Origin of the sequence: Nocardia sp. SYP-A9097 (assembly GCF_009649815.1) — a bacterium.
Classification (GTDB): Bacteria; Actinomycetota; Actinomycetes; order Mycobacteriales; family Mycobacteriaceae; genus Nocardia.
Genome location: NZ_WJIC01000001.1, coordinates 474643 through 501041, shown reverse-complemented (window position 1 = coordinate 501041; position 26399 = coordinate 474643). Strand labels below are relative to the sequence as shown.

Below are 26399 nucleotides of genomic sequence, written 5' to 3'. Positions count from 1 at the left end.
TTGCCAGCTGATAGCTGAAGAACCGCAGGTCTACGCCCGATTCGGGGGATTCGACGGGATGCGACGCGCATCCCCAGGTTGTCCACATCTGTGGATAATTGTGTGGAAACACCCTTGGAGTGGCATATTCGTGGGGCTGACGGAGCTCGTCGACGCCCGGTTACCTGGGGGAATCGAGCAGTCGCCGCCCGTCTGCTCCAATCGACCTTGCTCCGGGGAGGACTACGTTCGTGGACGACGAGCAGAATGTGCTGACAGCTGTCTGGCCCGAGGTGATCGCCGAACTCGCGAGCGGATCCGCGGACGGGGAGATCCAGCCGGTCAGCAAGGCGCACAAAGCCTGGCTCGGCATCATCGAACCGATCACCTTCGCGCAGGGATTCGCCCTGCTCTCGGTGCCCGGAACCATGGCCCAGGAGGTGGTGGAGCGCGATCTGCGCGAGCCGATCCTGCGCTCGCTGGCCAGGCGTGGACTTCAGGTCGAGGGCCTCGGCGTGCGGATAAGGGCACAGCAGAATTCGCCTGTGGATCGCTCACCCAACGCGCCCCGGCACGCCCGGATGACCTCCCGCCCGGAACGCCCGCGTGAGCCCGATCACGCGCCGATGAGCTACCAGCCCGCACCCCCGCCACCGGCCCCGGTGGAGCGTCAGCAACCCCACTACCAGGCACAGCCGGAGTATCCACAGCCCCGCTACGCCCCTGCACAGGACTACCCCGCCGAGTACGGCGAGCGCGAATCTTATCCACCGGTGGAATTCGGTCAGCCACAGATGGCCGAAGAGTTGCCGGTCCCCGCGCCGGAGCCGCAGCAACAGCCGCGCCGCCGGGAGAACCACCGGCCGCCGGCCATGCCGCCCGGCCAGGAGTCACTGTTCTCGCCCGAACCGCCCACGCAATTCTCCGAGCCCGAACCCGCTCCCATGCCCGTCCAGCAGGCCCGCCGTCCCGTGGACGAGGACCATCACCAGGACGAGCCGGTCGTGAACGCGCGCAATTCGTGGCCGACCTACTTCAACAAGTCGCCCGAGCGGGAGACTCCACAGCCGTCCTCGGCGAACAGCCTGAACGCCAAGTACACCTTCGAGACCTTCGTCATCGGCGCGTCCAACCGGTTCGCGCACGCGGCCGCGGTCGCCATCGCGGAGGCCCCGGCGCGCGCCTACAATCCGCTATTCGTTTGGGGCGCTTCGGGTTTGGGCAAGACGCACCTGCTGCACGCGGCCGGGCACTACGCCCAGCGGCTGTTCCCGGGCATGCGGGTGAAGTACGTCTCCACCGAGGAATTCACCAACGACTTCATCAACTCGCTGCGTGACGACCGCAAGGTCGCGTTCAAGCGCCGCTACCGCGAGACCGACATCCTGCTGGTGGACGACATCCAGTTCATCGAGGGCAAGGAAGGTATCCAGGAAGAGTTCTTCCACACCTTCAACACCCTGCACAACGCGAACAAGCAGATCGTGGTCTCCTCGGACCGGCCGCCCAAGCAGCTGGCCACCCTGGAGGAGCGGCTGCGCACCCGCTTCGAATGGGGCCTCATCACCGATGTGCAGCCGCCGGAGCTGGAGACGCGAATCGCGATCCTGCGCAAGAAGGCCCGGATGGATCGCCTGGATGTGCCGCACGACGTGCTGGAACTCATCGCCAGCCGGGTGGAGCGCAATATCCGCGAGCTGGAGGGTGCGCTGATCCGGGTGACGGCGTTCGCCTCGCTCAACGGGCAGCCCCTGGACCTGTCATTGGCCGAGGTGGTGCTGCGGGATCTCATGCCCGATGCCGCCACCATGGAGATCACGGCGTCCACGATCATGGCCGTGACCGCGGAGTACTTCAACACCACCCTGGAAGAACTGACCGGTCCGGGTAAGGCCCGGCCGCTGGCGCAGGCCCGGCAGATCGCCATGTACCTGTGCCGCGAACTGACCGACCTATCCCTGCCCAAGATCGGTCAGGCCTTCGGCCGCGACCACACGACGGTCATGTACGCCGACAAGAAAGTGCGCAAGGAGATGACCGAGCGCAGGCGGGTGTACGACCAGGTTCAAGAACTCACAGCCCGAATTAAACAGCGTTCCCGCTGATCCACAGCTAACAGGCCCCCACGTCGGTTGACGTGGGGGTCTTGTGTTTTCGGGGTTGTGGATTCCTCGAGGAGTCCTCGAGGAAACTCTGTGGAATCCTCGAGTTGTGCACCGGTTTACCCACAGGCCGCTACTAACAGGCGTGCACAACCGGTAGTCCACAGTTCCCACAGGTGGATTCATCCTCGAGGTCTGACCTGGGGTGATGGAAGTTATGCCCTGTGGATTCCTCGAGGAGTCCCATGGGAGTCCTCGAGGAAACTCCGAGTTGTCCACCGATTCGCCCCCATGTGCGCAGGTAGCCCGGAAACCGGGGAGCAACTCGAGGATGACTCGAGGATGGATGTGGAAACTGGGTGTGACTCCACAGCCATCGGCCGTTCATCCTCGAGACACCCTCGAGACATCCACACGCCGCCGCACCCTCGGACCTGCGGAAAGGGGGGAAGTCCACAGATTCCACACCGCCTACTACTACTTCATTTCTCTCTAATTAGATTTCTCTTCTAAAACAGGTGTGTGGAAAGTCGGCCTGGGAGTGAACGGTTCGCTCGGATCGGTTCCCGGCTCGTGCACAGGGACGCCTGGAGAAGAACGGGCACCCCGGACTCCTAGGACCCCTCCGGCCCGGCGCGCGCAGATCGCGGGTACGGTTTGATGTCGGCCGCCTGTGCGAGACTGCATGGGTTCCAGGGGGAAGCCCCTGACGAATTCGCAGATCACTACTTGATCGAGACTTGGGAGAGGAACAGACCGGGCGATGGAGCTTGCAAGCATGAAGTTTCGGGTCGCTCGCGAGGACTTCGCCGAATCCGTAGCCTGGGTGGCCCGCAGCCTGCCGTCGCGGCCTCCGGTGCCTGTGCTCGGCGGTGTGCTCCTCGTGGCCGACGAAGATGGTCTTACCGTGTCCGGCTTCGACTACGAGGTCTCCGCGCAGATGCGCGTGGCCGCCGAGGTCGCCGGGCCCGGGCAGGTGCTGGTCTCCGGCCGCCTGCTGGCCGATATCACCAAAGCACTCTCCAACAAGCCGATCGATGTGTCCCTCGACGGCACGCGCGTCCTGATCGCCTGCGGCAGTGCGAAGTTCTCGCTGCCGACCATGCCGGTCGAGGATTATCCCCAGCTTCCCGAACTTCCTCCCCAAACCGGTGAGCTCGCGGTGGATCTGTTCTCCGAGGCGGTCGGCCAGGTCGCCGTCGCCGCGGGCCGCGATGACACCCTCCCCATGCTCACCGGTATCCGAGTGGAGATCGAGGGCCCCAAGGTCGTGCTGGCCGCCACCGACCGCTTCCGTCTCGCCGTGCGTGAGCTGGAGTGGAATCCGGGTCGCGCCGATGTGGAGACCGCGGTGCTGGTCCCGGCTCGCACGCTGTCCGAGGCCGGTAAGACGCTCGGCTCCTCCGACAAGCCAGTGCAGCTGGCATTCGGTACCGGTTCCGACGGCCTGCTGGGCATTGTGAACGGCGGCCGCCGCACCACCACGCGCCTGCTCGATGCCGAATTCCCCAAGTTCCGTCAGTTGCTCCCCAAGGAGCACACCTCCATCGCCACGCTCTCGGTGAGCGCACTGGTCGAGGCCATCAAACGTGTTGCCCTGGTGGCCGAGCGCGGCGCCCAGGTGCGGATGGAGTTCTCCGAAGAGGGCCTGCTGCTCTCGGCCGGTGGTGACGATGCCGGTCGCGCCGAGGAGTGGCTGGAGGCCGACTTCCGGGGTGAGCCGCTGACCATCGCCTTCAACCCGGGCTACCTGGTGGACGGTCTGGGCGCGCTGCGCACCGACAAGGTGACCTTCGGTTTCACCACCCCCAGCCGTCCGGCCGTATTCGTGCCCGCACCGGAAGAGGATCCGGCACAGCTGGATTCGGGTGCGTTCGCGGCGCTGGCCAGCAGCTACATCTACCTGCTGATGCCGGTGCGCCTGCCGGGCTGATCAAGCACAGGTCGGCGAAACACTGTGCACAGTGTTGACAAAGCTGTGAAAAACTCGGTGCGCGTTGGGGTTTCATCCCCCGCCGCCGGGTTTTTTCGCTGCACGGGCTGGGGCATCCCCAGTTCTACGAATGTTTTCCCCAGGTCGAAGGGCAGGGTGGGCTAGCCGGATGTATGTGCGCACCCTGTCGCTGCGCGATTTCCGGTCCTGGGAAGCCGCCGAGCTCGAATTACCGCCCGGCCGAACGGTTTTCCTCGGGTCCAACGGCAATGGCAAGACGAATCTGATCGAGGCCGTGGGGTATCTGTCCACCCTCGGCTCGCATCGGGTCTCCGCCGATGCCCCGCTGATCCGGATCGGCGCGCAGAAGGCTCGTATCGGTGCGACGGTGGTGAATACCGGCCGTGAGTTGCGCGTGGATATGGAGCTCAATCAGGGCGTCGCCAATCGCGCGCAGATCAATCGCTCGCCGGTGCGGCGGCCGCGCGAGATCCTGGGGATTCTGCAGACGGTGTTGTTCGCGCCGGAGGATCTGTCGCTGGTGCGCGGGGATCCGTCCGAGCGCAGGCGCTTCCTCGATGAGCTCGGTACCGCGCGACTGCCGCGCCTGGCGGGTGTGCGCGCGGATTACGACAAGGTGCTGCGGCAGCGCTCGGCGCTGTTGAAAACCGCTGGGCGACTGGCCCGTTCGGGTGGGCGCGGGGCGGAGTTGAGCACCCTCGATGTGTGGGACGGGCATCTCGCCGCGCACGGCGCGGTGCTGCTGGCGCAACGACTGCGACTGGTGCACGAACTTTATCCACATCTCGCACAGGCCTATGGATCGATTGCGCCGGAGTCGCGGCCGGCCTCCATCGTGTACCGAAGTGGTTATCTGCCACCGGAATTGCTCGATCCGGCGCGTACTCCACAGCTCGACGACGACGCCGATCTGGAGGCGATCCTGTTGCGCGAGTTGGCGAATGCGCGGCAGAAGGAGCTCGAGCGCGGGGTCTGCCTGGTCGGCCCGCACCGCGACGATCTGGATCTGATGCTGGGTTCCGCGCCCGCGAAGGGTTTCGCCAGTCACGGCGAATCCTGGTCCTTCGCACTGGCTTTGCGCCTGGGCGCGTTCGAACTGCTGCGCACGGCGGGCACCGATCCGGTACTCATCCTCGATGACGTGTTCGCCGAATTGGATCGCCGCCGCCGCACCGCACTGGCGGCGGTAGCGGCCGAAGCCGAACAGGTCCTCATCACCGCAGCGGTGCCCGAGGACGTCCCCGCCGAACTCGAGGCCGCGCCCATGCGAGTCGAGACCAGCGGCGCAGCCGACAGCCGCACCTCCCGCATCGCGGAGTAGACCGGGTCCATCCAGGAGTTATCCCCAATTCCCCAGGTTTCTCCCCAAGCACGCTTCACCCCGGTCGATGGCGCGAGTGCGACATCACCGCTGGCCATGGCGTGGCCGTCGGCGGCATGCGGCAGAATCCTCGGGAATGCTCACACGCGGACGAAGGGACTTGTGAATGGCCGAACAGCCGCAAGCACACGATCCCGCGCGTCCCGCCGCGGCGGGGGAATCCGGTTCGGCAGGTCCGGAATCCGAGTTGCGCGGTGTGGATCTCGCACGTCGTGCCCTCGAGGAGGCGCGGGCCGCCGCGCGTGCGGCCGGTAAGTCCGTGGGTCAGGGCCGGGCGTCGCCGCGTACGGGTGGGGTGCGGGCGCTGCGTGGTCGCCGTCGTGGCTGGTCCGGTTCGGGTCCCGATGAGCGCGATCCGCAATTGCTGGGCGCGTTGACCGGCAAGCTGGCCAAGGGGCGTGGCTGGTCCGGCAAGGTGGCCGAGGGCATGGTGTTCGGTCAGTGGGCGAAGGTGGTGGGGGAGGACATCGCCTCGCACGCGCAGCCGGTCTCGCTGGAGAACGGTGTGCTGAGCGTGCAGGCGGAGTCGACCGCGTGGGCGACGCAGCTGCGCATGTTCCAGTCGCAGATGCTGGCGAAAATCGCGGCCGCGGTGGGTCACGGGGTGGTCAAACAGTTGCGAATCAATGGCCCGACGGCTCCGAGTTGGCGCAAGGGGGAGCGGCATATCAAGGGTCGCGGCCCGCGCGACACCTACGGATAGACACCCGAAAACGCTTGTGCGCGAGACTGCTCCGCTGGTCAGGTGATCGTTTCACGTGGAACGTGGCGGAAAATCGCGGGTCCCGCGTACCGGGCCGGCGGTCCGCGGATCTCGATCGAGGCGAACCCTGTCGCAAACTCTCCCGACGCCGCACTGCCATCGCCCGCTGAAGGTCTCCGAACCCCCGTCACCCATGACCGGACATATTGCTGGTCGATTTCACGCACGTATGAGCCACTCAGGGGTGTCATAGGTGCATTCTGTGTCGGTCGTACCAGTAGGATGGTGGAGTAACTAGCGGCGATACCTCCCGGCGCGTTCGGCGACAGCTCGCGCGTGGACCCGTAACCCTCGAGCAGACATGCCCTGGGGCCCAGCGTGTGCTCCCCGTCCGGCGCCCGGAGGATCAGCAAGTAAGGAGAGCTACCGACCAGTGGCTGCCATGGACTCCAACGCAGACGGCTCGACCCAGCCCAAGTCGGGCAACCCCAGCTACGGTGCCGACTCCATCACTGTCCTCGAGGGCCTGGAAGCGGTCCGCAAACGTCCCGGTATGTACATCGGCTCCACCGGCGAGCGCGGTCTGCATCACCTGATCTGGGAAGTTGTGGACAACTCGGTCGACGAGGCGATGGCCGGTTATGCCAGCCGCGTCGATGTGACCCTGCTGGCCGACGGCGGTGTGGAGGTCGTCGACGACGGCCGTGGCATCCCGGTCGCCATGCACGCGCAGGGGGTGCCCACCATCGAGGTGGTCATGACCCAGCTGCACGCGGGCGGCAAGTTCGACTCCGACGCGTACGCCGTTTCCGGCGGTCTGCACGGCGTCGGTATCTCGGTGGTGAACGCGCTGTCCACCCGCTTGGAAGCGGATATCGATGTCGACGGCTACCACTGGACCCAGGAGTACAAGGATTCCAAGCCGGGCAAGCTGGTGCAGGGTGAGGCGACCAAGCGCACCGGTACCACCATCCGGTTCTGGTCGGATCCGAATATCTTCGAGACCACCGTCTACAACTTCGAGACGGTCGCGCGCCGCCTGCAGGAGATGGCGTTCCTGAACAAGGGACTCACCATCACCCTGACCGATCAGCGGGTGGCGGACACCGACATCACCGACGAGGTGGTCAGCGATACCGCCGAGGCGCCCAAGCATCTCGACGAGAACGCCCCGGCCGCCGCGCCGAAGGTGAAGACCCGCACCTACCACTACCCGGGTGGGCTCGAGGACTTCGTCAAGCACATCAACCGCACCAAGTCGCCGATCCACAATTCGGTGGTGGGGTTCACCGGCAAGGGCCCCGGGCATGAGCTCGAGGTCGCCATGCAGTGGAACTCGGGTTACTCCGAGTCCGTGCACACCTTCGCCAACACCATCAACACCCATGAGGGTGGTACGCACGAAGAGGGCTTCCGTGCGGCGCTCACCACGGTGGTGAACAAGTACGCGAAGGACAAGAAGCTTCTCAAGGAGAAGGAAGGCAACCTCACCGGTGACGACATCCGTGAGGGCCTGGCCGCGATCGTCTCGGTGAAGATCGCGGATCCGCAGTTCGAGGGTCAGACCAAGACCAAGCTCGGCAATACCGAGGTCAAGTCGTTCGTGCAGCGCACCTGCAACGAGCACCTCGCGCACTGGTTCGAGGCGAACCCGGCCGATGCGAAGACCATTGTCACGAAGGCGGTTTCGTCGGCGCAGGCCCGGGTGGCCGCGCGTAAGGCGCGAGAGTTGGTGCGCCGCAAGTCCGCCACCGACCTCGGTGGTCTGCCGGGCAAGCTGGCCGACTGCCGCTCCAAGGATCCGGTGAAGTCCGAGATCTACATCGTGGAGGGCGACTCCGCCGGTGGTTCGGCCAAGTCCGGCCGCGACTCGATGTACCAGGCGATCCTGCCGTTGCGCGGCAAGATCATCAATGTCGAGAAGTCGCGAATCGACAAGGTGCTCAAGAACAACGAGGTCCAGGCGATCATCACCGCCTTCGGCACCGGTATCCACGACGAGTTCGATATCGCCAAGCTGCGTTATCACAAGATCGTGCTGATGGCCGACGCCGACGTGGACGGCCAGCACATCTCGACCCTGCTGCTCACCCTGCTGTTCCGCTTCATGCGGCCGCTGGTCGAGCAGGGGCACGTGTACCTCGCGCAGCCGCCGCTGTACAAGCTCAAGTGGCAGCGCACCGAGCCGGAGTTCGCCTACTCCGACCGCGAGCGCGACGGTCTGCTGGAGCGCGGTATGGCCTCGGGCAAGAAGATCAACAAGGACGACGGCATCCAGCGCTACAAGGGTCTCGGTGAGATGAACCCGAAGGAGCTGTGGGAAACCACCATGGATCCGAGCGTGCGCGTGCTGCGCCTGGTCACCCTCGATGACGCCGCGGCCGCGGACGAGCTGTTCTCCATCCTCATGGGTGAGGACGTCGAGGCTCGCCGCAGCTTCATCACTCGCAATGCCAAGGACGTTCGGTTCCTCGACGTGTAGTGAGCCGGGGGTCGGGGGTTCGAATCCCCCAACCCCCTCCTGCGTCGAGCACCCTCCCAAAAGACTTCCTACGGAGACCAATTCATGACTGAAACTGAGCTTCCGCCGTCGGGCGGCGACCGCATCGAGCCGGTCGATATCCAGCAGGAGATGCAGAACTCCTACATCGACTACGCCATGAGCGTCATCGTCGGGCGCGCGCTGCCCGAGGTACGCGACGGTATGAAGCCGGTGCACCGCCGGATCCTGTACGCGATGTACGACAACGGTTACCGCCCGGACCGCAGCTATGTGAAGTCCGCGCGCCCGGTCGCCGACACCATGGGTAACTACCACCCGCACGGTGACACGGCCATCTACGACACCCTCGTGCGTATGGCGCAGCCGTGGTCGCTGCGGTATCCGCTGGTCGACGGTCAGGGCAACTTCGGTTCACGCGGTAATGACGGCGCGGCCGCCATGCGTTACACCGAGTGCCGCCTGACCCCCCTGGCGATGGAGATGCTGCGCGAGATCGACCACGAGACGGTCGATTTCACGCCGAACTACGACGGTAAGACGCAGGAGCCGACCGTGCTCCCGGCGCGTGTGCCGGCGCTGTTGATGAACGGCTCCAACGGTATTGCCGTCGGTATGGCGACCAATATCCCGCCGCACAATCTGACCGAGCTGGCCCAGGCCATCTTCTGGGCCCTGGACAATCACCTCGCGGATGAGGAAGCCACCCTGGAAGCCTGCATGGAGCGGGTGAAGGGCCCGGACTTCCCGACCTCGGGCCTGATCGTCGGCACCCAGGGCATCAATGACGCGTACCGCACCGGTCGCGGTTCCATCCGCATGCGCGGCGTGGTGGAGATCGAGGAGGACGCCCGCGGGCGCACCACGATCGTCATCACCGAACTGCCGTTCCAGGTCAATACCGACAATTTCGTGAATGCCATTGCCGAGCAGGTGAAGGACGGCAAGATCGCGGGTGTCGCCGACATCCACGACGAGTCCTCGGACCGTGTCGGTATGCGCATCGTGGTCACGGTCAAGCGTGACGCGATCGCCAAGGTGGTGCTGAACAACCTCTACAAGCACACCCAGCTGCAGACCTCGTTCGGCGCGAACATGCTCTCGATCGTGGACGGGGTGCCGCGCACGCTGCGCCTGGATCAGATGATCCGGCTGTACGTGAATCACCAGTTGGACGTGATCGTCCGGCGCACCAGGTACCTGCTGCGCAAGGCCGAGGAGCGGGCCCACATCCTGCGCGGTTTGGTGAAGGCGCTGGATCAGCTGGACGCGGTGATCGCGTTGATCCGCCGTTCGGCCGATACCGATACCGCGCGCACCGGCCTGATGCAGCTGCTGGAGATCGACGAGGTCCAGGCGACCGCGATCCTCGATATGCAGTTGCGTCGTCTGTCGGCTCTCGAGCGTCAGAAGCTGATCGACGAATTGGCGAAGATCGAGCTCGAGATCGCCGATCTGAAGGACATTCTGGAGAAGCCGGAGCGGCAGCGCGCGATCGTGCGCGACGAGCTCACCGAGATCGTCGACAAGTATGGCGACGATCGCCGCACCAAGATCATCGCGGCCGACGGCGATGTGCAGGACGAGGACCTGATCGCCCGCGAGGACGTCGTCGTCACCATCACCGAGACCGGTTACGCCAAGCGCACCAAGACCGACCTGTACCGCTCGCAGAAGCGCGGCGGCAAGGGCGTGCAGGGCGCGGGTCTCAAGCAGGACGACATCGTCCGGCACTTCTTCATCAGCTCCACGCACGACTGGCTGCTGTTCTTCACCAACAAAGGCCGGGTGTACCGGGCCAAGGCGTACGAGTTGCCCGAGGCCATGCGTACCGCGCGCGGCCAGCACGTGGCCAACCTGCTGGCGTTCCAGCCGGACGAGAAGATCGCGCAGGTCATTCAGCTCAAGACCTACGAGGATGCCCCGTACCTGGTCCTGGCCACCCGCAACGGTCTGGTGAAGAAGTCCCGCCTGACCGATTTCGACTCCAACCGCACCGGCGGCATCGTCGCGGTCAACCTGCGCGATACCGACGAATTGGTCGGCGCCGCACTGTGTTCCGCGGATGACGATCTGCTGCTGGTCTCGGCGCACGGTCAGTCGATCCGTTTCTCCGCCAATGACGAGGTGCTGCGCCCGATGGGCCGCGCCACCTCCGGCGTGCAGGGCATGCGGTTCAACACCACCGATGAACTGTTGTCGCTCAATGTGGTTCGCGAGGGCGACCAGACCTACCTGCTCGTCGCGACGGCCGGCGGATACTCCAAGCGCACGGCGATCGAGGAGTACACCGCGCAGGGTCGTGGCGGAAAGGGCGTATTGACAATCCAATACGACGTGAAACGTGGCAGTCTGGTCGGAGCGCTCATCGTCAATGACGATGATGAGCTGTACGCCATCACATCCGGCGGCGGTGTTATCCGGACAGCGGCCAATCAGGTTCGCAAGGCCGGACGCCAGACCAAGGGTGTGCGATTGATGAACCTCGGCGAAGGCGATACGTTGCTCGCGATCGCGCGTAACGCGGACGAGCCCGACCAGGTTGCCGAAGATGACACCAGCGGTTCGGCGAAGCAGTAGTTTCACCCCAGCAGCGGCGGCACAACGGATCGAAGGATTCACCATTGACCAATCAGCCGAATGACCAGCGCGGTCATGCCAATGGCGTGACCGAGAGAATCGCTCCGTCTCCGATTCCGCCGCGGCCGATTCCGCGCCCGGGTTCGGGAAATGAGGGTGGTGCGCCGCAGGTGCCGTCCAATAACGAAATGCCGGACAATTCCGGCGATTTCGGTTCGGACGTCACCGGGCGAATGAGCGATCCGACGGAGGTGACCGCCCCCGAAGCCGTGGAGGGTCAGTCCGCCGGTTCCCCCTACCAGGACGGCGGGTGGTCGCAGCTGCCGCAGCGGGAACCGCAGTCCAACCTGTACCGCCCGGGTCAGGCCCCCACCACCGGTCGTCCCGGTGGCGTGGGTCTGAACGCGGGAGTCTCCAATGCGCGCACCACGGCCGATCTGGCGGCCAAGGCGGCGCGTAAGGAGGCGGCCATGGTGAAGTCCGTCGGTATCGACGGGCCCACCCGCAGCATCGCCCGCCCGGAACTGGTGAAGGATCTGCCGGATCTGTCGGAGATCCGGCATCCGCTGCCGCCGCCGGAGCCGATTCCGCCGGCCGGTCCGGTCTCGCCGTCCGCCCCCGCGGCGGTGGCCGCCGCTGCCGCCACCGGTGAGCCGCTGCGCGCCACCGTGCAGGTCCGCCACATCGATCCGTGGTCGACCCTGAAGGTGTCGCTGGTCATCAGCGTCGCACTGTTCTTCGTGTGGATGCTGGCGGTCGGTCTGCTGTACCTGGTGCTCGAGGGTATGGGTGTGTGGGAGCGGTTGAATTCCACCTTCACCGATATGGTCTCGGACTCCTCGTCCGCCGGACTGATCGACGCGGGCACGGTGTTCGGCTACGCCGGTGTCATCGGAATGATCAATGTGGTGTTGCTTACAGCACTCTCGACCGTCGGCGTCTTCGTCTACAACCAGTGCACCGATCTGGTAGGCGGCATCCAGTTGACGCTCGCCGATCCGGACTAGAAACAGCTCTGCCGAACGGCCGGTCACACACCCTCGAACAGGGCTGTGACCGGCCGTTTTGCTTATCTGTACAACCTTCGGGTAATCTTCGGTCTCGGTTCGAGTGACACACTCGGAACCGGATGAGGGCCTATAGCTCAGGCGGTTAGAGCGCTTCGCTGATAACGAAGAGGTCGGAGGTTCAAGTCCTCCTAGGCCCACTCTCGAACATCACAGTAGGGTGGGATTCATGAAATTTCTCCTCATGGTCGGCGTCATCGCCGCGGTGGTCTTCGGAATCAGCAAGCTGCGTCAGCGCAATGACGCGGACCTCTGGCATGAGGTCACCACTCGCTGATCCGGCTCGGGGCCTTAGCTCAATTGGCAGAGCACTGCCTTTGCAAGGCAGGGGTTAGGGGTTCGATTCCCCTAGGCTCCACAAATTTTTCCCGTGCGTTGTGACACACGCTGTGTTCACACACGACATCGCCATATTTCCGGGTGCGTTCGCCCCGTAAGGTGGCGGCATGGCTTCCCCGGAGATCCTCAAACTGGTCCAGTCGGTGGTGGAGCCGTACCTGCTGAACGGGCCGCGTAAATACAATCGCCGTCAGGTCGCTCAGCGCACCGGTGTGCCTTCGTCTTTGGCTCGCAGGCTGTGGGTTTCGCTCGGATTTCCCGCCGATCCCGATGATGACGCGGTCGAGTACACCGATGCCGATGTCGAGGCCGCGCAGGCGTTCAGTCGGCTGAATGTGCTGGCGTCCGCGGACATTCACCGTCAGACCACCGCCGCGCGCACGCTGGGGCGGTCCATGGCTCGCCTCGCCGAGTGGCAGGTGGATCTGGTGACCGAGGAGATTCTGGCCCGGATCGCCGCGCGGACCGAGGCAGATCCCGGCGCCGACCGCGAGGAACTGGCCCGGACCGCCACCGCGGAGGTGCTGGAGGAGTTCGAAGCCTTGCAGCGCTACGCCTTTCGGCGTCATCTGGACGCGGCGCTGGCGCGTTCGCTGGACGAGGGCGCGGTCGCGGGTGACACCGTGCGGGTGCTGTCGGTCGGCTTCGCCGATATGGTCGGCTACACCCGCCTGACCCGCCACCTGGATCCGGAGGAGCTCTCGGCCCTGCTGGAAGCCTTCGAAACCGCCACCAGCAATGCGATTACGGCCAATGGCGGCTGGGTGATCAAGAACGTAGGCGACGAGGTCATGTTCGCCGCCAATACCGCCGACCAAGGCGCGTGCATCGCGCTGGCCATCCAGGAGGCCGCCACGGCCTCGTACGGCGTCACCCAGGAACTGCGGGTGGGTCTGGCCTACGGCGACGTCCTACAGCGCTTCGGCGACCTCTACGGCTCCGTCGTGAACGTCGCCGCCCGCCTCACCGGCGTGGCCCGCCCCGGCACCGTCCTCATCGACGAGGGCGCCGCCCAAGCCGTACAAGGCAATCCCCATTTCGATCTGCGCGATCTGCGCACCGTTCGTGTCCGCGGCATCAACCGTCTGCACGGACATGTCCTGCGCCGCAACGAAATTCGCCCGTTGGTATAACGCGACAACTGATCTGGTTCCGGTCGGGGTAACTCCGGGGGGACGGGCTGACTTGGCGACCGCGGAACCGCCGGTGGCCGACGTAACCGGGGTGGCACCTGAGCCGGGCTGAAAGTCGCCGAGAGGGGGTGCAGGCATAGGGGCGGGCCTCGGCGAAGGGGGGGAGTTAGCCGAGGCCCGCGTAGGTCGGCCCGGGGGGGAGGGGCCGACGGGAACGATCCTACGCGACACCGGGGGTTTGCGTGTAAATCGGGGCACTGCGTTCGAAGATTTTTTCCCGGAAAAGATGTCGTACCCGCGTGCGAACATACGTTCGTGCCCGGGATCACCGTGTCGGCGAATCGAATTCGAGTAGCGAACTACTCGCGTTCGGCCCCGCGTGCGGGCGGACCATCGAGGTGGCCGCATCCCGTACCGGTGACCCCGAGCACCGCCGGACCCCAAACGGGATGCGGCCTTCGCCGTGTTCGGGTGTGTGCGTTCGCCACGGAAAACGCGTGGCCTCCAGCCCCTCCCAGGGGCATACTCAGACCCGTATGTCCGGATTGTTCAGCAGCATCTGTGCAGTTCACAGCCCCCTGCGGCTGCCGCATCGCGAGACATCAGGAGAATCATGCCCGACGCAATAGTCGCCGCGGGTCTGGTCAAGAAGTACGGCAAACTGGTCGCTCTTGACGGACTCGATCTCTCGGTGCCCGAGGGCACCGTCACCGCCCTGCTCGGCCCGAACGGCGCGGGCAAGACCACCACCGTCCGTGTCTTCACCACCCTGCTCATCCCGGATTCGGGTCGTGCGACCGTCGCCGGGGTGGATGTGTTGCGGGATCCGCAGCTGCTGCGCGCTCGCATCGGCGCGTCCGGTCAGTACGCCGCGGTCGACGAATACCTCACGGGTTTCGAGAATCTCGAAATGGTGGGGCGTCTCTATCACATGGGCACGCAGCGCAGTAAGGATCGCGCCCGGGAGCTGCTGGACCGCTTCCGCCTCGCCGATGCCGCGGATCGGCCGGTCAAGGGCTACTCCGGCGGTATGCGCCGCCGGCTCGATCTGGCGGGCGCGCTGGTCGCGAATCCGCCGGTGCTGTTCCTGGACGAACCGACCACCGGCCTGGATCCCCGTGCGCGCCAGGATCTCTGGGATGTCATCGAGGAGTTGGTGGCGGGCGGTACCACGCTGCTGCTGACCACCCAGCACATGGAGGAGGCGGACCGGCTGGCCGATTCCATCGCCGTCATCGATCACGGCAGGGTGATCGCCGAGGGCACCGCGGACGAGCTCAAGGCCCTGGTGGGCGGCGACCGTATCGAATTGGTGGTGGACCGGGTGGACAATCTCGCGGTGGCACAGCGGGCCCTGGAAGGCTTGGCGCAGGGCGAGATTCGGCTCGAACCGAGTCTGCGGCGCATTATCGTGCCGGTGAACGACGGCTCGCAGGCGCTGGTGGATGCCATCGGTCAGCTCGCGAAACATGAAGTGGGGATTCATGATGTCGGCCTGCGGCGGCCCTCGCTCGATGATGTGTTCCTGTCTCTGACCGGTCACGAGGCCGATGAATTGATCAATGGCGCGAAGTCCGTCGCGTCGTCCGAGGGTGGCAAGCGATGACCGCCACCGGTCTCACCGCCGAAAAGCCCGCGCTCACAGCGCGTCTGGCGATGGTGTTCACCGACAGTGTCACCGTCACCAAACGCAATGTGATCAAGATTCGGCGCGTACCCGATGTGCTGATCTTCTCGACACTGTCGCCGATCATGTTCGTGCTGTTGTTCGCCTATGTCTTCGGTTCGGCAATCGAGTTGCAGGGCACCTCGTATCGCGAATTCCTGATCGCGGGCATCTTTGCGCAGACCGTGGTGTTCGGTGCGACCTTCACCGGTTTGAGCCTGGCCGAGGATATGCAGAAGGGCATTATCGACCGGTTCCGGTCCCTGCCCATGGCGCCGTCGGCGGTGCTGATCGGGCGCACCCTGGCCGATGTGTGCCTCAATGTGGTGAGCCTGATCGTCATGTCGCTGACCGGTTTGGCGGTGGGCTGGCGGATTCGCGGATCGTTCCTGGACGCGGTCTTCGCCTATGTGCTGCTATTGCTGTTCGCCCACGCCATCTCGTGGATCATGGCGGTGGTCGGCCTGCTGGTGCGAGCGCCGGAGGTCTACAACAATGCCAGCTTCATGGTGATCTTCCCGCTCACCTTCATCGCCAATACCTTCGTGCCGACCGCCACGCTGCCGACGGTGTTGCGGGTGATCGCGGAGTGGAATCCGGTGTCGGCGGTGACGCAGGCCAGCCGCAATCTGTTCGGCAATACCAGCCCGCTGGGGCCGAGCGCGGATGTGTGGCCGATGCGGCATCCCGAGGTGGCCACGTTGATGTGGGTCGTGGTCATTCTCGTTATTTTCGTGCCGCTGGCGTTGAAGCAGTACAAGCGCTCGGTGAGCCGCTAGGCCCGAAGAGCACGAATTACCGACTCAGCGAGCGGATTCCGCGAGCGGGGTGGGGGTGGAGCCGTTGCGGGAGTAGCCCAAACGCGGCGGCTCCGCCGCGGGGGCCGGCGGCTGCGGTCGTCGGCTCACGAAGAATGCGACGGCACCGCCCGCGATCGCGAGCGCTGCCGCAACGATGAATCGAGTCCGAAAACGCCCCATGCCCATCCGACCACTTTGGCACAGCAACGGATTTCGCGCACCCACGGGTTATCCGTAGTTACTCGACGGTAACGCTCTTGGCCAGGTTCCTGGGCTTGTCCACATCCCGGTTCAGGGCGATGGCCATGTGATAGGCCAGCAGCTGCAATGGAATCGTGAGGATGATCGGGTCGAGTTCGGTCGCGACGGCGGGAACGCGGATCACCGCGTCGGCCAGCCCGGCGGGCAGATCGGTATTGGTGATGGCGATGACCGGTCCGCCACGGGCCTTGATCTGCTCGATGGTGCTGATGTTCTTGGACAGCAGTTCATCGCCCGGAATGAGCACCACGCTCGGCATCTCCGGATCGATGAGGGCCAGCGGGCCGTGCTTGAGTTCGGAGCCCTGGTACGCCTCGGCGTGAATGTAGGAGATCTCCTTGAGCTTCTGCGCACCCTCGCGCGCCACCGGCCAGCCGCGCACCCGGCCCACGAAGAACATGCTGCGCGCCTTGGCGAAGCGTTCGGCGATCTCGGCGATCTCCTTGTCCTGTTCCAGGACCGCCTCGATGGCATCGGGCAGGGCGCGCAAGCCGGTGACGATGCGCTCGCCGCCCGCGGCGGAGAGGTCGCGCACCCGGCCGAGCAGTAGCGCCAGCATGGCGAAGGAGACGGTCATATTGGTGAGCGCCTTGGTGGAGGCCACCGACACCTCGGGTCCGGCGTGCAGGAAGATGCCCGCACCGCATTCGCGGGCGATGGCGCTGCCGACCGCGTTCACCGCGCCGATGACCCGGCCGCCCTTGCGCTGCAATTCCTGAACGGCCGCAAGGGTATCCAGGGTCTCCCCGGATTGGCTGATGGCGATGTACAGCGCGTCCGGATCGACCACCGGATTGCGGTAGCGGAATTCCGAGGCGGGTTCGGCGGTGGCGGGGATGCGGGCGAGTTCTTCGACCAGTTGCGCACCGAGCTGGCCCGCGTAATAGGCGGAGCCGCAACCCAGGAACACCACCTTGCGAATACCGCGCAGTTCCCGCGCGTCCATATTCAGGCCGCCGAGAATGGCGGTGGCGAAGCGTTCGTCGAGTCGCCCGCGCAGTGCGCGGCGGACGGCGTCCGGCTGTTCGGCCATTTCCTTGCGCATGAAGTCCGGGAATCCGCCGAGCGCGTAGTCCTCGGCCGCCATATCGATGGTGGTGGGTGTCTTGTCGGTGCGGCTGGCATCCAATCCGAGTGTGCTGGTGCGGAATTCGCCCGCGCGCACGGTGGCCAGTTCGCCGTCGTCGAGGAAGACCACGCGCTGGGTGTGATGCACGAGCGCGGCCACATCGGAGGCGACGAACATCTCACCGTCGCCGACGCCGAGCACGATGGGGCTGCCATTGCGGGCGACCACCAGTTCGTCGGGGCGGCGTGAATCCAGTACCAGCAGACCGAAAGTGCCTTCGACGCGGTGCAGTGCGGTGCGGACGGCGTCTTCCAGGGTTTCGCTGTCGTCGAGGGCGGCGGCGATGAGGTGTGCGATGGCCTCGGTGTCGGTGTCGGAGAGGAATTCGACGCCGTCGGCGGTGAGGGCGGCGCGTAGTTGTTCGGCGTTCTCGACGATCCCGTTGTGCACCACGGCGATTCGCCCGGATCCGTCGGTGTGCGGGTGCGCGTTGGCGTCACTGGGTTCGCCGTGTGTGGCCCAGCGGGTGTGTGCGATGCCGACGGTGCCGCGCAGGCGGGTGCCCTCGGCGTCCACGCGATTGCGCAGATCCTGTACGCGCCCCTGGGTTTTGGTGATGCGCAGTCGGCCGCGATGCGGTATGGCGAGTCCGGCGGAGTCGTAGCCCCGGTATTCGAGCCGGTGCAGCCCCTCCAGCAGGACCGGTACCGATTCGCGGTGCCCGATGTATCCGACGATTCCACACATTGCGCGAAGGTCTCCTCTTGGTAAGGCGTTGCGACTCAGCCGTACACGATCCGGCGTAGTTGGCGTTCGGTGAATTCGGGGGCGGCGACCCGCCGTTCGGCGAGTTCGGTGGTGACGCGCTGCCAGATTTCGGCATTGCGTACCTGCCTGCGTTGCAGTTCGGCGTGTCTGCGACGCACGAACTCCTCGGCGGTCTCGTCGAAATATCCGACGACATCGGCGACCACCCGGGCCGCTACGGCGCTGGGCAGCCCGGTGGAGGCCGCCACATGGCGTACCAGGTCGTCCGGAACCCCGTCGGTCACCGGACCGAGCCTGCCCTATCGCGGCGCTTTCGCCAACATCTGTGCCCGAATTCAGGCACAGAATCACAGCTGACCGGAGGTTGCGGGCGCTGGTGTGCCGTCAACGGCGCGGTCGGGGGCACCACCTACGCTGTTGGCGTGACCTCACCGAATCAGACTGCTGTTGCGACGCTGCACACCAATCATGGCGACATCAAGGTCGCGCTCTTCGGTAACCACGCTCCCGCGACGGTGCGGAACTTCCTCGGTCTGGCCGACGGCTCCGCGCCGTACAAGACGAAGAACGCCTCCGGTACCGCTGAGGGCCCGTTCTACGACGGTTCCGTCTTCTACCGGATCATCGACGGATTCATGATCCAGAGCGGCGATCCGACCGGTACCGGTCGCGGCGGGCCGGGCTACGAGTTCAAGGACGAGTTCCATCCGGAGCTGCGTTTCGATCGCGGCTACCTGCTGGCCATGGCGAATGCCGGTCCGGCGACCAATGGTTCGCAGTTCTTCATCACCGTCGGCCCGCAGCCGCATCTGAACCGCAAGCACACCATCTTCGGTGAGGTGGTGGACCCGGATTCGCGCAAGGTCGTGGATCTGATCGCCGATGTCGCGACCGACCGCGATGATCGTCCCAAGGACGACGTCGTGATCGAGAAGATCACCATCGCCTGAATCAGGCCGACTCCGAAGAGAATTCGTCATGAATCCGCAGCAGCCCGCCCAGAGTTGTTACCGCCATCCCGATCGGCCCACCGGTTTGGGGTGTAGCCGCTGCGGGCGTCCGGCCTGCCCGGAATGCCTGACCCCGGCGGCGGTCGGACAGCACTGCGCGGAGTGTGTGCAGCAGGGTCGCGCCGATGTGCGGCCGGTGCGCAATCAGGCGGGCGCGGTGGCGGGTAAACGCCCGGAACCGTATGTCACCTGGTCGCTCATCGCCGCGAATGTGATCGTCTTCGCGATTACGGCGATCCAGGCGCACAGCCTGATGGACAACAAATTCTCCCGGCTGTTCCTGGACTGGGTGCTGGTGCCGGCGCTGGTCGGGCACGGTGACTGGTGGCGGGTGCTCGGCTCCGGCTTCCTGCATATCGGCCCGATTCACCTGCTGGCCAATATGTTCGCGCTGTATGTGCTCGGTCCCTACTGTGAGACGGCACTGGGGCGGGCGCGGTTCCTGAGCGTGTATCTGGTGTCGCTGCTGGGCGGTTCGGCCGCGGTGACCGTCATGTCCGATCCGGTGTCGGCCTCGGCGGGTGCGTCGGGCGCGATCTTCGGCATCTTCGGCGCGGTCGCGGTGGTGATGCTGCGGACACGGCAGAACCTGACGCAGATTCTGGTGCTGTTGGTGATCAACCTGATCATCACCTTCGCGGTGCCCGGTATCTCGATCTGGGCGCATCTGGGCGGCCTGCTCACCGGTACCGCGGCGGCCGCCGGAATCCTGTATCTGCCGCGCTGGCTACGGGCGCGTACGCCCGCGGTGGCCATGCGGATCGGCTGGATCGCGGTGGCGGCGGTCGGTGCGATCGCCGTGCTGGCGACGCTGCTGGGCGCACCGACGCTGTTCTGAGTGCTCGCGTCTACTCTTCGACGAGGTAGGCGCGCAGCGTGTCCAGGACGTTCTCCGGGCGCGTGCCCAGATCCCAGCGGCCGAAGATGATGAGCTTCTCCTCGCCGTCGTGCCGCACATCCATTTCCAGCATGGGCATCCGGCGGCCGAGGCGGCGGTAATTCACAATGCGGGCGCGCAGCACCTGCTGTGGTGTGTAGTACTGCGGCCCGGTGAGGCCGCGCACCACGATCTTCGGCTCCGGTCCGGGTTCCACGGCCAGGCGCGGTCGCTGTCGTACTCCCATGAAGGCCAGGAACAGCAGGCCGAGCGCGGCCAGGCCGATGAGCAACCGGCCCGCACCGTCGTCGGTGACGAAGGCGGCGACGGTCATGATGACGCCACCGATGCCGCAGACGGCCACCGCGGCCGGGGGTGTGGACCAGGAGAGCTGGGGGTCGGTGGTCACTTTCCCCACTCTGTCCTCGAGTTGTCCACAAGGTCATCCACAGGTGTGTATGAATAACAATCGTGTAAGGCGGTCATCGCCAGCGCATGGTCATGATCAGGCCGACGACCATGAGGCCGAACCCGATCAGGAAGTTCCACGCGCCCATATCGCTCATCCAGGCGATGTGATCGGCTGCCAGGTAGTAGACGAGCAGCCATACCAGGCCGGCGAGCATGAAGCCCAGCATGATGGAGACGTACCAGACCGGCGACGGACCTGCCGACTTCACCTTCACAGGCGTGCGGCTGGCCGGGTTGATCGTGTAGTCGGTCTTCTTCCGGACCTTCGACTTGGGCATGACGTCCTCAGTTTCGGCGTGCAGTCTCAATAGACATTATCCCAGGTAACCCGAGCGCAACGGCCGCCAGCCACCCGCGGGGAATAAACGGCGGTATTGCATGCGACTCGAGCGCGCGAGCCAACTAGGCTCAATCCATGCGTGTTCTGGTGGTCGACAACTACGACAGCTTCGTGTTCAACCTGGTCCAGTATCTCGGACAGCTCGGTGTGGACGCGGTCGTCTGGCGTAACGACGACGCGCAACTGGCGGATGTGGACGCGGTTGTGCAGGACTTCGACGGAATTCTGATCAGCCCCGGCCCGGGCACGCCGGAGCGCGCGGGCGCCAGCATCGAGCTGGTTAAGGCCGCCGCCCGGCACGAGACGCCGCTGCTGGGCGTGTGCCTGGGCCATCAGGCCATCGGAGTCGCGTTCGGCGCCACCGTGACCCGCGCCCCCGAACTGCTGCACGGTAAGACCAGCGATGTCTTCCATATCGGCGCGGGCGTACTGGCCGGACTGCCGGACCCGTTCACCGCCACCCGCTACCACTCGCTGACCGTGCTCGAGGAGACCATGCCGCCCGAGCTGGAAGTGCTGGGCCGCACCGAATCCGGGATCGTCATGGCGCTGCGGCATCGCACCCTGCCCATCCAGGGCGTGCAATTCCATCCCGAATCCGTGCTCACCCAGGGCGGGCATCGGATGCTCGCCAATTGGCTGGGCGTGGTCGGGCAGCGCCCGCCGGAGGGTCTGATCGAAACCCTCGAGGCGGAGGTCGCGGCCCTGGTATGAGCGGTCAGGGGCGGCCGCGGGTGCTGCTGTCGGTGGCGGTGAGCCTCGACGGTTATATCGACGATGCGGGACCGGACCGGCTGCTGCTGTCCAATGCCGCCGATTTCGATCGGGTGGACGCGCTGCGCGCGGAATCGGATGCGATTCTGATCGGCGCGCGGACGCTGCGCAGTGACAATCCGCGGCTGCTGGTCAACAGTGCCGATCGGCGCGTGCAACGGGTGGCCGACGGGAAACCGGAGTATCCGCTGCGCGTGATCGTCACGGCCGCAGGGGATCTCGATCCCGAGCAGCGGCTGTGGCAGTGCGGTGGCGAAAGAATCGTCTACACAACCGATTCCGGGGCCGAGCGGATCGGGCAGCGCCTGGACGGTCTCGCCAAGGTCGTATCCCTCGGTGCGACAGTCGATTTCGCGGCCCTGCTGGATGATCTCGGCCGGCACGGTGTCGAACGGCTCATGGTGGAGGGCGGTGGTTCCATCCACACCGCGTTCCTGGCCGCCGATCTGGTCGACGAGATCAGCATGGCGGTCGCGCCCATCGTGGTCGGTGATCCGGCCGCACCGCGTTTCCTCGGGCCCGCGGAGTTCCCGGGCGGCCCGAACCATCGCATGCGGCTGGCCGAGGTCGCCCGCATCGGTGATATCGCCCTACTGCGCTATCTGCCGAAGGAGGATTCGAGTGTCGGATGAAGCACGGTCGGATCGCGGCTGGATGCGGCACGCCATCGGCCTGGCGCGACTGTGCCCGCCCAGCGATACCGCCTTCTCGGTGGGCGCGGTACTCATCGGCGCGGACGGGGTGGAGATCATCCACGGCTGGTCCCGCGAGACCGACGAGAAGGTGCACGCGGAGGAGTCCGCGCTGAACAAACTCGAACCCGATGACGATCGCCTGTCCTCGGCCACTCTCTACAGCACCCTCGAACCGTGCTCACAGCGTGCGAGCAAAGATCGCGCCCCGTGCACGGATCGCATTCTGGCGGCGGGCATTCGGCGCGTGGTCATCGCCTGGCGCGAACCCGGAACGTTTGTGGACAACTGCCAGGGTGTGGAGAAACTCCGCGAGCACGGCGTCGAGGTGGTGGAGCTCGCCGATCTCGCCGAAGAGGCGATATCGATGAACCGGCATCTGCGCCTCTAGACCGAAAAACGGGGTGTGGGGCAGTGCCCACACCCCGATTTCACAGACTCACGGCGGTCCGAGCGAAAGGACTCCGGTCGTGATGGTCACGGTCTGATTCTTGGCGATCGATGATCCGGCGGACGGCTGCTGGGCGATGACCCGGCCGACACTGCCGGCATCCAGAGTGCTCTGCGTGCTCTGGGTGATCTGCCCGTTCCAGCCGCGCTGGCGGAGGATATCCACAGCCTGTGCGGGAGTGAGCCCGATCAGGTTCGGCATCTGGATATTGTCGCCGGTGGAGACCTGCACGGTGACGGTGGAGCCCTTGTCGGCCATGGTGCCCGCGGCCGGGTTGGTGCCGATCACGGTGCCCTTGGGCAGGTTGTTGGGGACTTCCTGGACGCTTACCTTGAAGCCGGCGCTGTCGGCCAGATTGGGTTGCGCCACATCGATGTTCTGGCCGATCACATCGGGTACGCGGACCTTCTCGGGTCCGGAGCCCAGGGTGATGGTGACCTGTCCGCCGGCGTCGATCTTCTGCGCCTCGCCGGGGCTCTGGCTGGTGACCTTGTCTTTCTCGTCGACGCTGGACGCTTCGCGTTTCACATCGGTATTGAGGCGCAGGCCGACCGAGTTCAATTGCTGTTCGGCCTGCGATTGGGTCAGGCCCGCCAGGCGCGGCACCGGGACCTGCGACGGTCCGGTGGAGACCTGCAGGGTGACGGTGCTGCCCTTGTCGATGCGTGATCCGCCGAGCGGCTGGGTGGCGATCACATTGCCCTGGGCGATCTTGCTGTCCGGCTTCTCCTGGACGGCGACGCTGAATCCGAGCTTCTCCAGATCCCGCTGTGCGAGTTGGGAATTGTGATTCGACAACTCCGGGACGGCGATCTGATCGGCGTGACTGCCGGGACCGAGCAGCATCCAGAACAGCACCCCGCCGACCGCGACGACCGCGGCCACGACCGCCGCGATGAGTCCGGCGCGGCGGCCACCGCTGTCGGCAGGTTGGACGAGTTCCTGTTCGGTGGTGTCGTCGCGCCGCTCCACCGTGCGGTAGGAGCGCGGCGGCGGCAGTTCGTCGTCGAGGAAGCTGTTGCGGTCCTCGTCGTTCATGACCATGGGCGCGGTGGGCTTCTGCCCGCCCAGCACCCGGATCAGGTCGGCGCGCATTTCGGCGGCGGTCTGATACCGGTTGGCGGGGTTCTTGCTCATGGCCTTGAGTACGACGGAGTCGAGTTCGCGTGGCACGCCCGGATGCACATGCGAGGGCAGCCGCGGGTCCTCGCGCACATGCTGGTAGGCGACGGCGACGGGCGAATCACCGGTGAAAGGTGGTTCGCCGGTGAGGATTTCGTAGAGTACGCAGCCCACCGAGTACACGTCCGAGCGTGCGTCGACCTGTTCGCCGCGGGCCTGTTCGGGGGAGAGGTACTGGGCGGTGCCGATGACCGCCGCGGTCTGGGTCATGGGGTTGGAGCTGTCGGCCAGCGCGCGTGCGATACCGAAGTCCATCACCTTCACCGCGCCCGCGCGGTTGATCATGATGTTGGCGGGCTTCATATCCCGGTGCACGATGCCGTTGCGGTGCGAGAAGTCCAGTGCCGCACACACATCCGCGATGACCTCCATCGCGCGCCGGGGCGCCATCGGGCCCTTGCCACGCACGATATCGCGCAGGGTGTCGCCGTCGACGTACTCCATCACGATGTACGGCAGTGGGCCGCCGTCGATCTCGGCCTCGCCGGTGTCGTAGACCGCGACGATGGCGGGATGGTTCAGCGCCGCCGCGTTCTGCGCTTCACGCTTGAATCGCAGATAGAACGTGGGGTCGCGGGCCAGGTCGGCGCGCAGCACCTTGATCGCCACATCGCGGCCGAGCCGCAGATCGCGCGCCTTGTGGACCTCCGACATACCGCCGAAGCCGATGATCTCACCCAGCTCATAGCGGGAGGAGAGATTCTTCGGGGTCGTCATGACTGTCCTTGGGGGAGGGCTGGAGCACTGCTGTCAGTCTGTCCGAAATTGCCCCGGGCGCCACCGGGAACCGCCGGCCATGATGGTAGGTCCCACGGCGGTCGCGGGCCGCGGCTGGTGGTGGTCGGCGCGGTCGTGGTCTTGGGGACCGTGGTGGTGACCGGCGGCGTGGTCGTCGCGGGCGCTGTGGTGGTCGGTGGTGTGGTGGTGACGGGCGGTGTGGTGGTGACCGGAGGTTCGGTGGTCGGATCGTAGGTGGGCGGCGGCGGAACCGGCTTCTCCCTGGTGGTGGTGGTCGGCGGCACGGTCGTGGTGGTGATGGGTGGTGGCGGTGCGACCACGGCACTGGTGCGGGTGGCCGGGGTCGATTCGGTCGGCGAACCGCTCAGCAGTACGACCGCGGCGGCGGCGCCGAGGATCAGCGCGCCCACACCGAGTCCGGCCATGGCCTTCTGACTATTGCTGAAACGCCCGCCGTCCTCATTTCCGCCGTGGTCGCCGACCATGGCCGGGCCGGGCGGGGTGGGCGGTCCGGCGGGGGTGTGCGGACCCGACATCATGACCGTCGCACCGGTCATCTGCGGTTGCTGGGGCTGCCGCATGGATTGCGGCGGAGTCGGATAGCGGGTGGTGGCCTGATCGGCCCGGCCGCCCGGAATCATCATGGTCGGGCCGGGCGGCAGCACTCTGGTCGCACCGGTGGGGATGGCGGGATTGCCGCCACCGGGCGTGTGCGCTCTGCGCCCGGAGCGCACCGCGGCCACCGCATCGGCGAATTCGCCACCGGTGGCGAATCTTTGGGTCGGATCCTTGGCCATGGTGATCTCGATGAGTTCACGCACATTCGGCGGCAGATCCGCCGGCAGCGGCGGCGGGGCCTCGCGCACATGCTTCATGGCGACGGTCAGCGCGCCGTCGCCGGTGAACGGCCGCTCACCCGCGAGCGCCTCGTAACCGACCACGCCGAGCGCGTACACATCCGAGGCGGAGGTGGCGTCCTCACCGGTGGCCTGTTCGGGCGCGATGTACTGGGCGGTGCCCATGACCATGCCGGTCTTGGTGACCGGGGAGGCGTCCACCGCCTTGGCGATACCGAAGTCGGTGATCTTCACCTGGCCGGTCGGCGTCACGAGGATGTTGCCGGGCTTCACATCTCGATGTACCACACCCGCCGCGTGCGCGACCTGCAGCGCGCGACCGGTCTGCTCGAGCATGTCCAGACCCTGCTGGACCGAGAGCCGCCCGAGCCGGTTGAGCACCGCGTTCAGCGGTTCACCCTGCACGAGTTCCATGACCAGATAGGCGGTTTCGCCGCCGGAGGGGTCCATGGTCTCGCCGTAGTCGTAGATTCCGGCGATGCCCGGATGATTGAGCTGCGCGGTGGTGCGGGCCTCGGTGCGGAAGCGGTGCCGGAAGGTGGGGTCGGCGGAGAATTCCGCCTTGAGCACCTTCACCGCGACCCGGCGATCCAGCCGGGTGTCGAGAGCTTCCCAGACCTGGCCCATGCCACCGGTGGCGATCAGCCGATGCAGCCGGTAGCGGTCCGCGATCATCGCACCGTTGTTCAGCATTTGCGACCCTGT

General features: G+C 65.8%; 23 protein-coding genes and 2 tRNA genes. 18 read left to right on the top strand and 7 right to left on the bottom strand.

The annotated features are described in order from the left end of the window. Positions 1-230 precede the first annotated feature (230 nt). The 13 genes from dnaA (at position 231) to GFY24_RS02205 (ending at position 16183) form a co-directional block, all read left to right on the top strand. Entirely contained in the window at positions 231-2084 is a 1854-nt protein-coding gene (gene dnaA, locus GFY24_RS02260; protein WP_309230338.1) for a chromosomal replication initiator protein DnaA, read from the top strand. A 760-nt stretch (positions 2085-2844) separates the two neighbouring features. After that, the gene (gene dnaN, locus GFY24_RS02255; protein ID WP_153803229.1) at positions 2845-4014 is read left to right on the top strand and encodes a DNA polymerase III subunit beta; all 1170 of its coding nucleotides are present in this window, start codon (positions 2845-2847) and stop codon (positions 4012-4014) included. 169 nt (positions 4015-4183) lie between these two features. Then, positions 4184-5356, top strand: a complete 1173-nt coding sequence (gene recF / locus GFY24_RS02250) for a DNA replication/repair protein RecF (protein WP_153803228.1) — start codon at positions 4184-4186, stop codon at positions 5354-5356. 166 nt (positions 5357-5522) lie between these two features. Further along, a complete protein-coding gene (locus GFY24_RS02245; RefSeq protein WP_153803227.1) occupies positions 5523-6119 on the top strand; it encodes a DUF721 family protein in 597 nt (198 codons plus the stop codon). Positions 6120-6561: 442 nt separating this feature from the next. Further along, complete coding sequence (gene gyrB, locus GFY24_RS02240) at positions 6562-8601, top strand: DNA topoisomerase (ATP-hydrolyzing) subunit B (RefSeq protein ID WP_153803226.1); 2040 nt, start codon at positions 6562-6564, stop codon at positions 8599-8601. Positions 8602-8685: 84 nt separating this feature from the next. Further along, the gene (gyrA, locus tag GFY24_RS02235) at positions 8686-11199 is read left to right on the top strand and encodes a DNA gyrase subunit A (RefSeq protein WP_153803225.1); all 2514 of its coding nucleotides are present in this window, start codon (positions 8686-8688) and stop codon (positions 11197-11199) included. 44 nt (positions 11200-11243) lie between these two features. After that, positions 11244-12206, top strand: coding sequence for a DUF3566 domain-containing protein (locus GFY24_RS02230; protein ID WP_228565901.1), 963 nt, complete (start codon positions 11244-11246; stop codon positions 12204-12206). A 126-nt stretch (positions 12207-12332) separates the two neighbouring features. Continuing rightward, positions 12333-12406 (top strand) — tRNA-Ile (locus GFY24_RS02225). A gap of 29 nt (positions 12407-12435) precedes the next feature. Continuing rightward, a complete protein-coding gene (locus GFY24_RS41585; protein WP_228565900.1) occupies positions 12436-12543 on the top strand; it encodes a DLW-39 family protein in 108 nt (35 codons plus the stop codon). 8 nt (positions 12544-12551) lie between these two features. Next, a tRNA-Ala gene (locus tag GFY24_RS02220) sits at positions 12552-12624 on the top strand. 88 nt (positions 12625-12712) lie between these two features. Further along, entirely contained in the window at positions 12713-13738 is a 1026-nt protein-coding gene (locus tag GFY24_RS02215) for an adenylate/guanylate cyclase domain-containing protein (RefSeq protein ID WP_153803224.1), read from the top strand. A gap of 613 nt (positions 13739-14351) precedes the next feature. Next, positions 14352-15344 (top strand): ATP-binding cassette domain-containing protein, encoded by a 993-nt coding sequence (locus GFY24_RS02210; protein ID WP_153803223.1) that lies wholly within the window; start codon positions 14352-14354, stop codon positions 15342-15344. Further along, the gene (locus GFY24_RS02205) at positions 15341-16183 is read left to right on the top strand and encodes an ABC transporter permease (protein WP_194852711.1); all 843 of its coding nucleotides are present in this window, start codon (positions 15341-15343) and stop codon (positions 16181-16183) included. Before GFY24_RS02210 ends, GFY24_RS02205 begins: the two co-directional genes overlap by 4 nt. 24 nt (positions 16184-16207) lie before the next feature. On the opposite strand, the gene GFY24_RS02200 is transcribed toward GFY24_RS02205, so the two are convergent. The 3 genes from GFY24_RS02200 to GFY24_RS02190 are packed head-to-tail and all read right to left on the bottom strand — an operon-like array spanning position 16208 to position 18586. Continuing rightward, positions 16208-16390, bottom strand: a complete 183-nt coding sequence (locus tag GFY24_RS02200; protein ID WP_153803222.1) for a hypothetical protein — start codon at positions 16388-16390, stop codon at positions 16208-16210. A 52-nt stretch (positions 16391-16442) separates the two neighbouring features. Beyond that, on the bottom strand, positions 16443-18281 hold the full coding sequence (glmS, locus tag GFY24_RS02195) for a glutamine--fructose-6-phosphate transaminase (isomerizing) (RefSeq protein WP_153803221.1): 1839 nt from the start codon (positions 18279-18281) through the stop codon (positions 16443-16445). A gap of 35 nt (positions 18282-18316) precedes the next feature. After that, positions 18317-18586 carry a hypothetical protein gene (locus GFY24_RS02190; RefSeq protein ID WP_309230335.1) on the bottom strand — a complete coding sequence of 90 codons (270 nt, stop codon included), beginning with the start codon at positions 18584-18586 and terminating at the stop codon, positions 18317-18319. 138 nt (positions 18587-18724) lie between these two features. On the opposite strand from GFY24_RS02190, the gene GFY24_RS02185 reads away from it, so the two are divergent. Both GFY24_RS02185 and GFY24_RS02180 read left to right on the top strand, forming a co-directional pair. Further along, entirely contained in the window at positions 18725-19252 is a 528-nt protein-coding gene (locus GFY24_RS02185) for a peptidylprolyl isomerase (protein ID WP_309230334.1), read from the top strand. 28 nt (positions 19253-19280) lie between these two features. Next, entirely contained in the window at positions 19281-20150 is an 870-nt protein-coding gene (locus GFY24_RS02180) for a rhomboid family intramembrane serine protease (protein WP_153803219.1), read from the top strand. A 10-nt stretch (positions 20151-20160) separates the two neighbouring features. Here GFY24_RS02180 and GFY24_RS02175 read toward each other — a convergent pair whose 3' ends face one another. Together GFY24_RS02175 and crgA are read right to left on the bottom strand one after the other, a co-directional pair. Further along, positions 20161-20598: a PH domain-containing protein gene (locus GFY24_RS02175; protein WP_309230333.1), complete on the bottom strand. Its 438-nt coding sequence runs from the start codon at positions 20596-20598 to the stop codon at positions 20161-20163. Between the two features lie 73 nt (positions 20599-20671). After that, positions 20672-20938, bottom strand: coding sequence for a cell division protein CrgA (crgA, locus tag GFY24_RS02170; protein WP_153803218.1), 267 nt, complete (start codon positions 20936-20938; stop codon positions 20672-20674). 137 nt (positions 20939-21075) lie between these two features. Between crgA and GFY24_RS02165 the strand changes: the two genes are divergently transcribed. The 3 genes from GFY24_RS02165 to GFY24_RS02155 are packed head-to-tail and all read left to right on the top strand — an operon-like array spanning position 21076 to position 22857. Then, the gene (locus tag GFY24_RS02165) at positions 21076-21714 is read left to right on the top strand and encodes an aminodeoxychorismate/anthranilate synthase component II (protein WP_153803217.1); all 639 of its coding nucleotides are present in this window, start codon (positions 21076-21078) and stop codon (positions 21712-21714) included. Continuing rightward, positions 21711-22406, top strand: a complete 696-nt coding sequence (locus GFY24_RS02160; RefSeq protein ID WP_153803216.1) for a dihydrofolate reductase family protein — start codon at positions 21711-21713, stop codon at positions 22404-22406. The genes GFY24_RS02165 and GFY24_RS02160 overlap by 4 nt, the downstream gene beginning before the upstream one ends. Further along, positions 22396-22857: a dCMP deaminase gene (locus GFY24_RS02155; protein WP_309230332.1), complete on the top strand. Its 462-nt coding sequence runs from the start codon at positions 22396-22398 to the stop codon at positions 22855-22857. The genes GFY24_RS02160 and GFY24_RS02155 overlap by 11 nt, the downstream gene beginning before the upstream one ends. Before the next feature lie 48 nt (positions 22858-22905). On the opposite strand, the gene pknB is transcribed toward GFY24_RS02155, so the two are convergent. Together pknB and GFY24_RS02145 are read right to left on the bottom strand one after the other, a co-directional pair. Further along, positions 22906-24816, bottom strand: coding sequence for a Stk1 family PASTA domain-containing Ser/Thr kinase (gene pknB, locus GFY24_RS02150; RefSeq protein ID WP_153803215.1), 1911 nt, complete (start codon positions 24814-24816; stop codon positions 22906-22908). Further along, positions 24813-26387, bottom strand: coding sequence for a protein kinase (locus tag GFY24_RS02145; protein ID WP_153803214.1), 1575 nt, complete (start codon positions 26385-26387; stop codon positions 24813-24815). Before GFY24_RS02145 ends, pknB begins: the two co-directional genes overlap by 4 nt. Between the last annotated feature and the right edge of the window lie 12 nt (positions 26388-26399).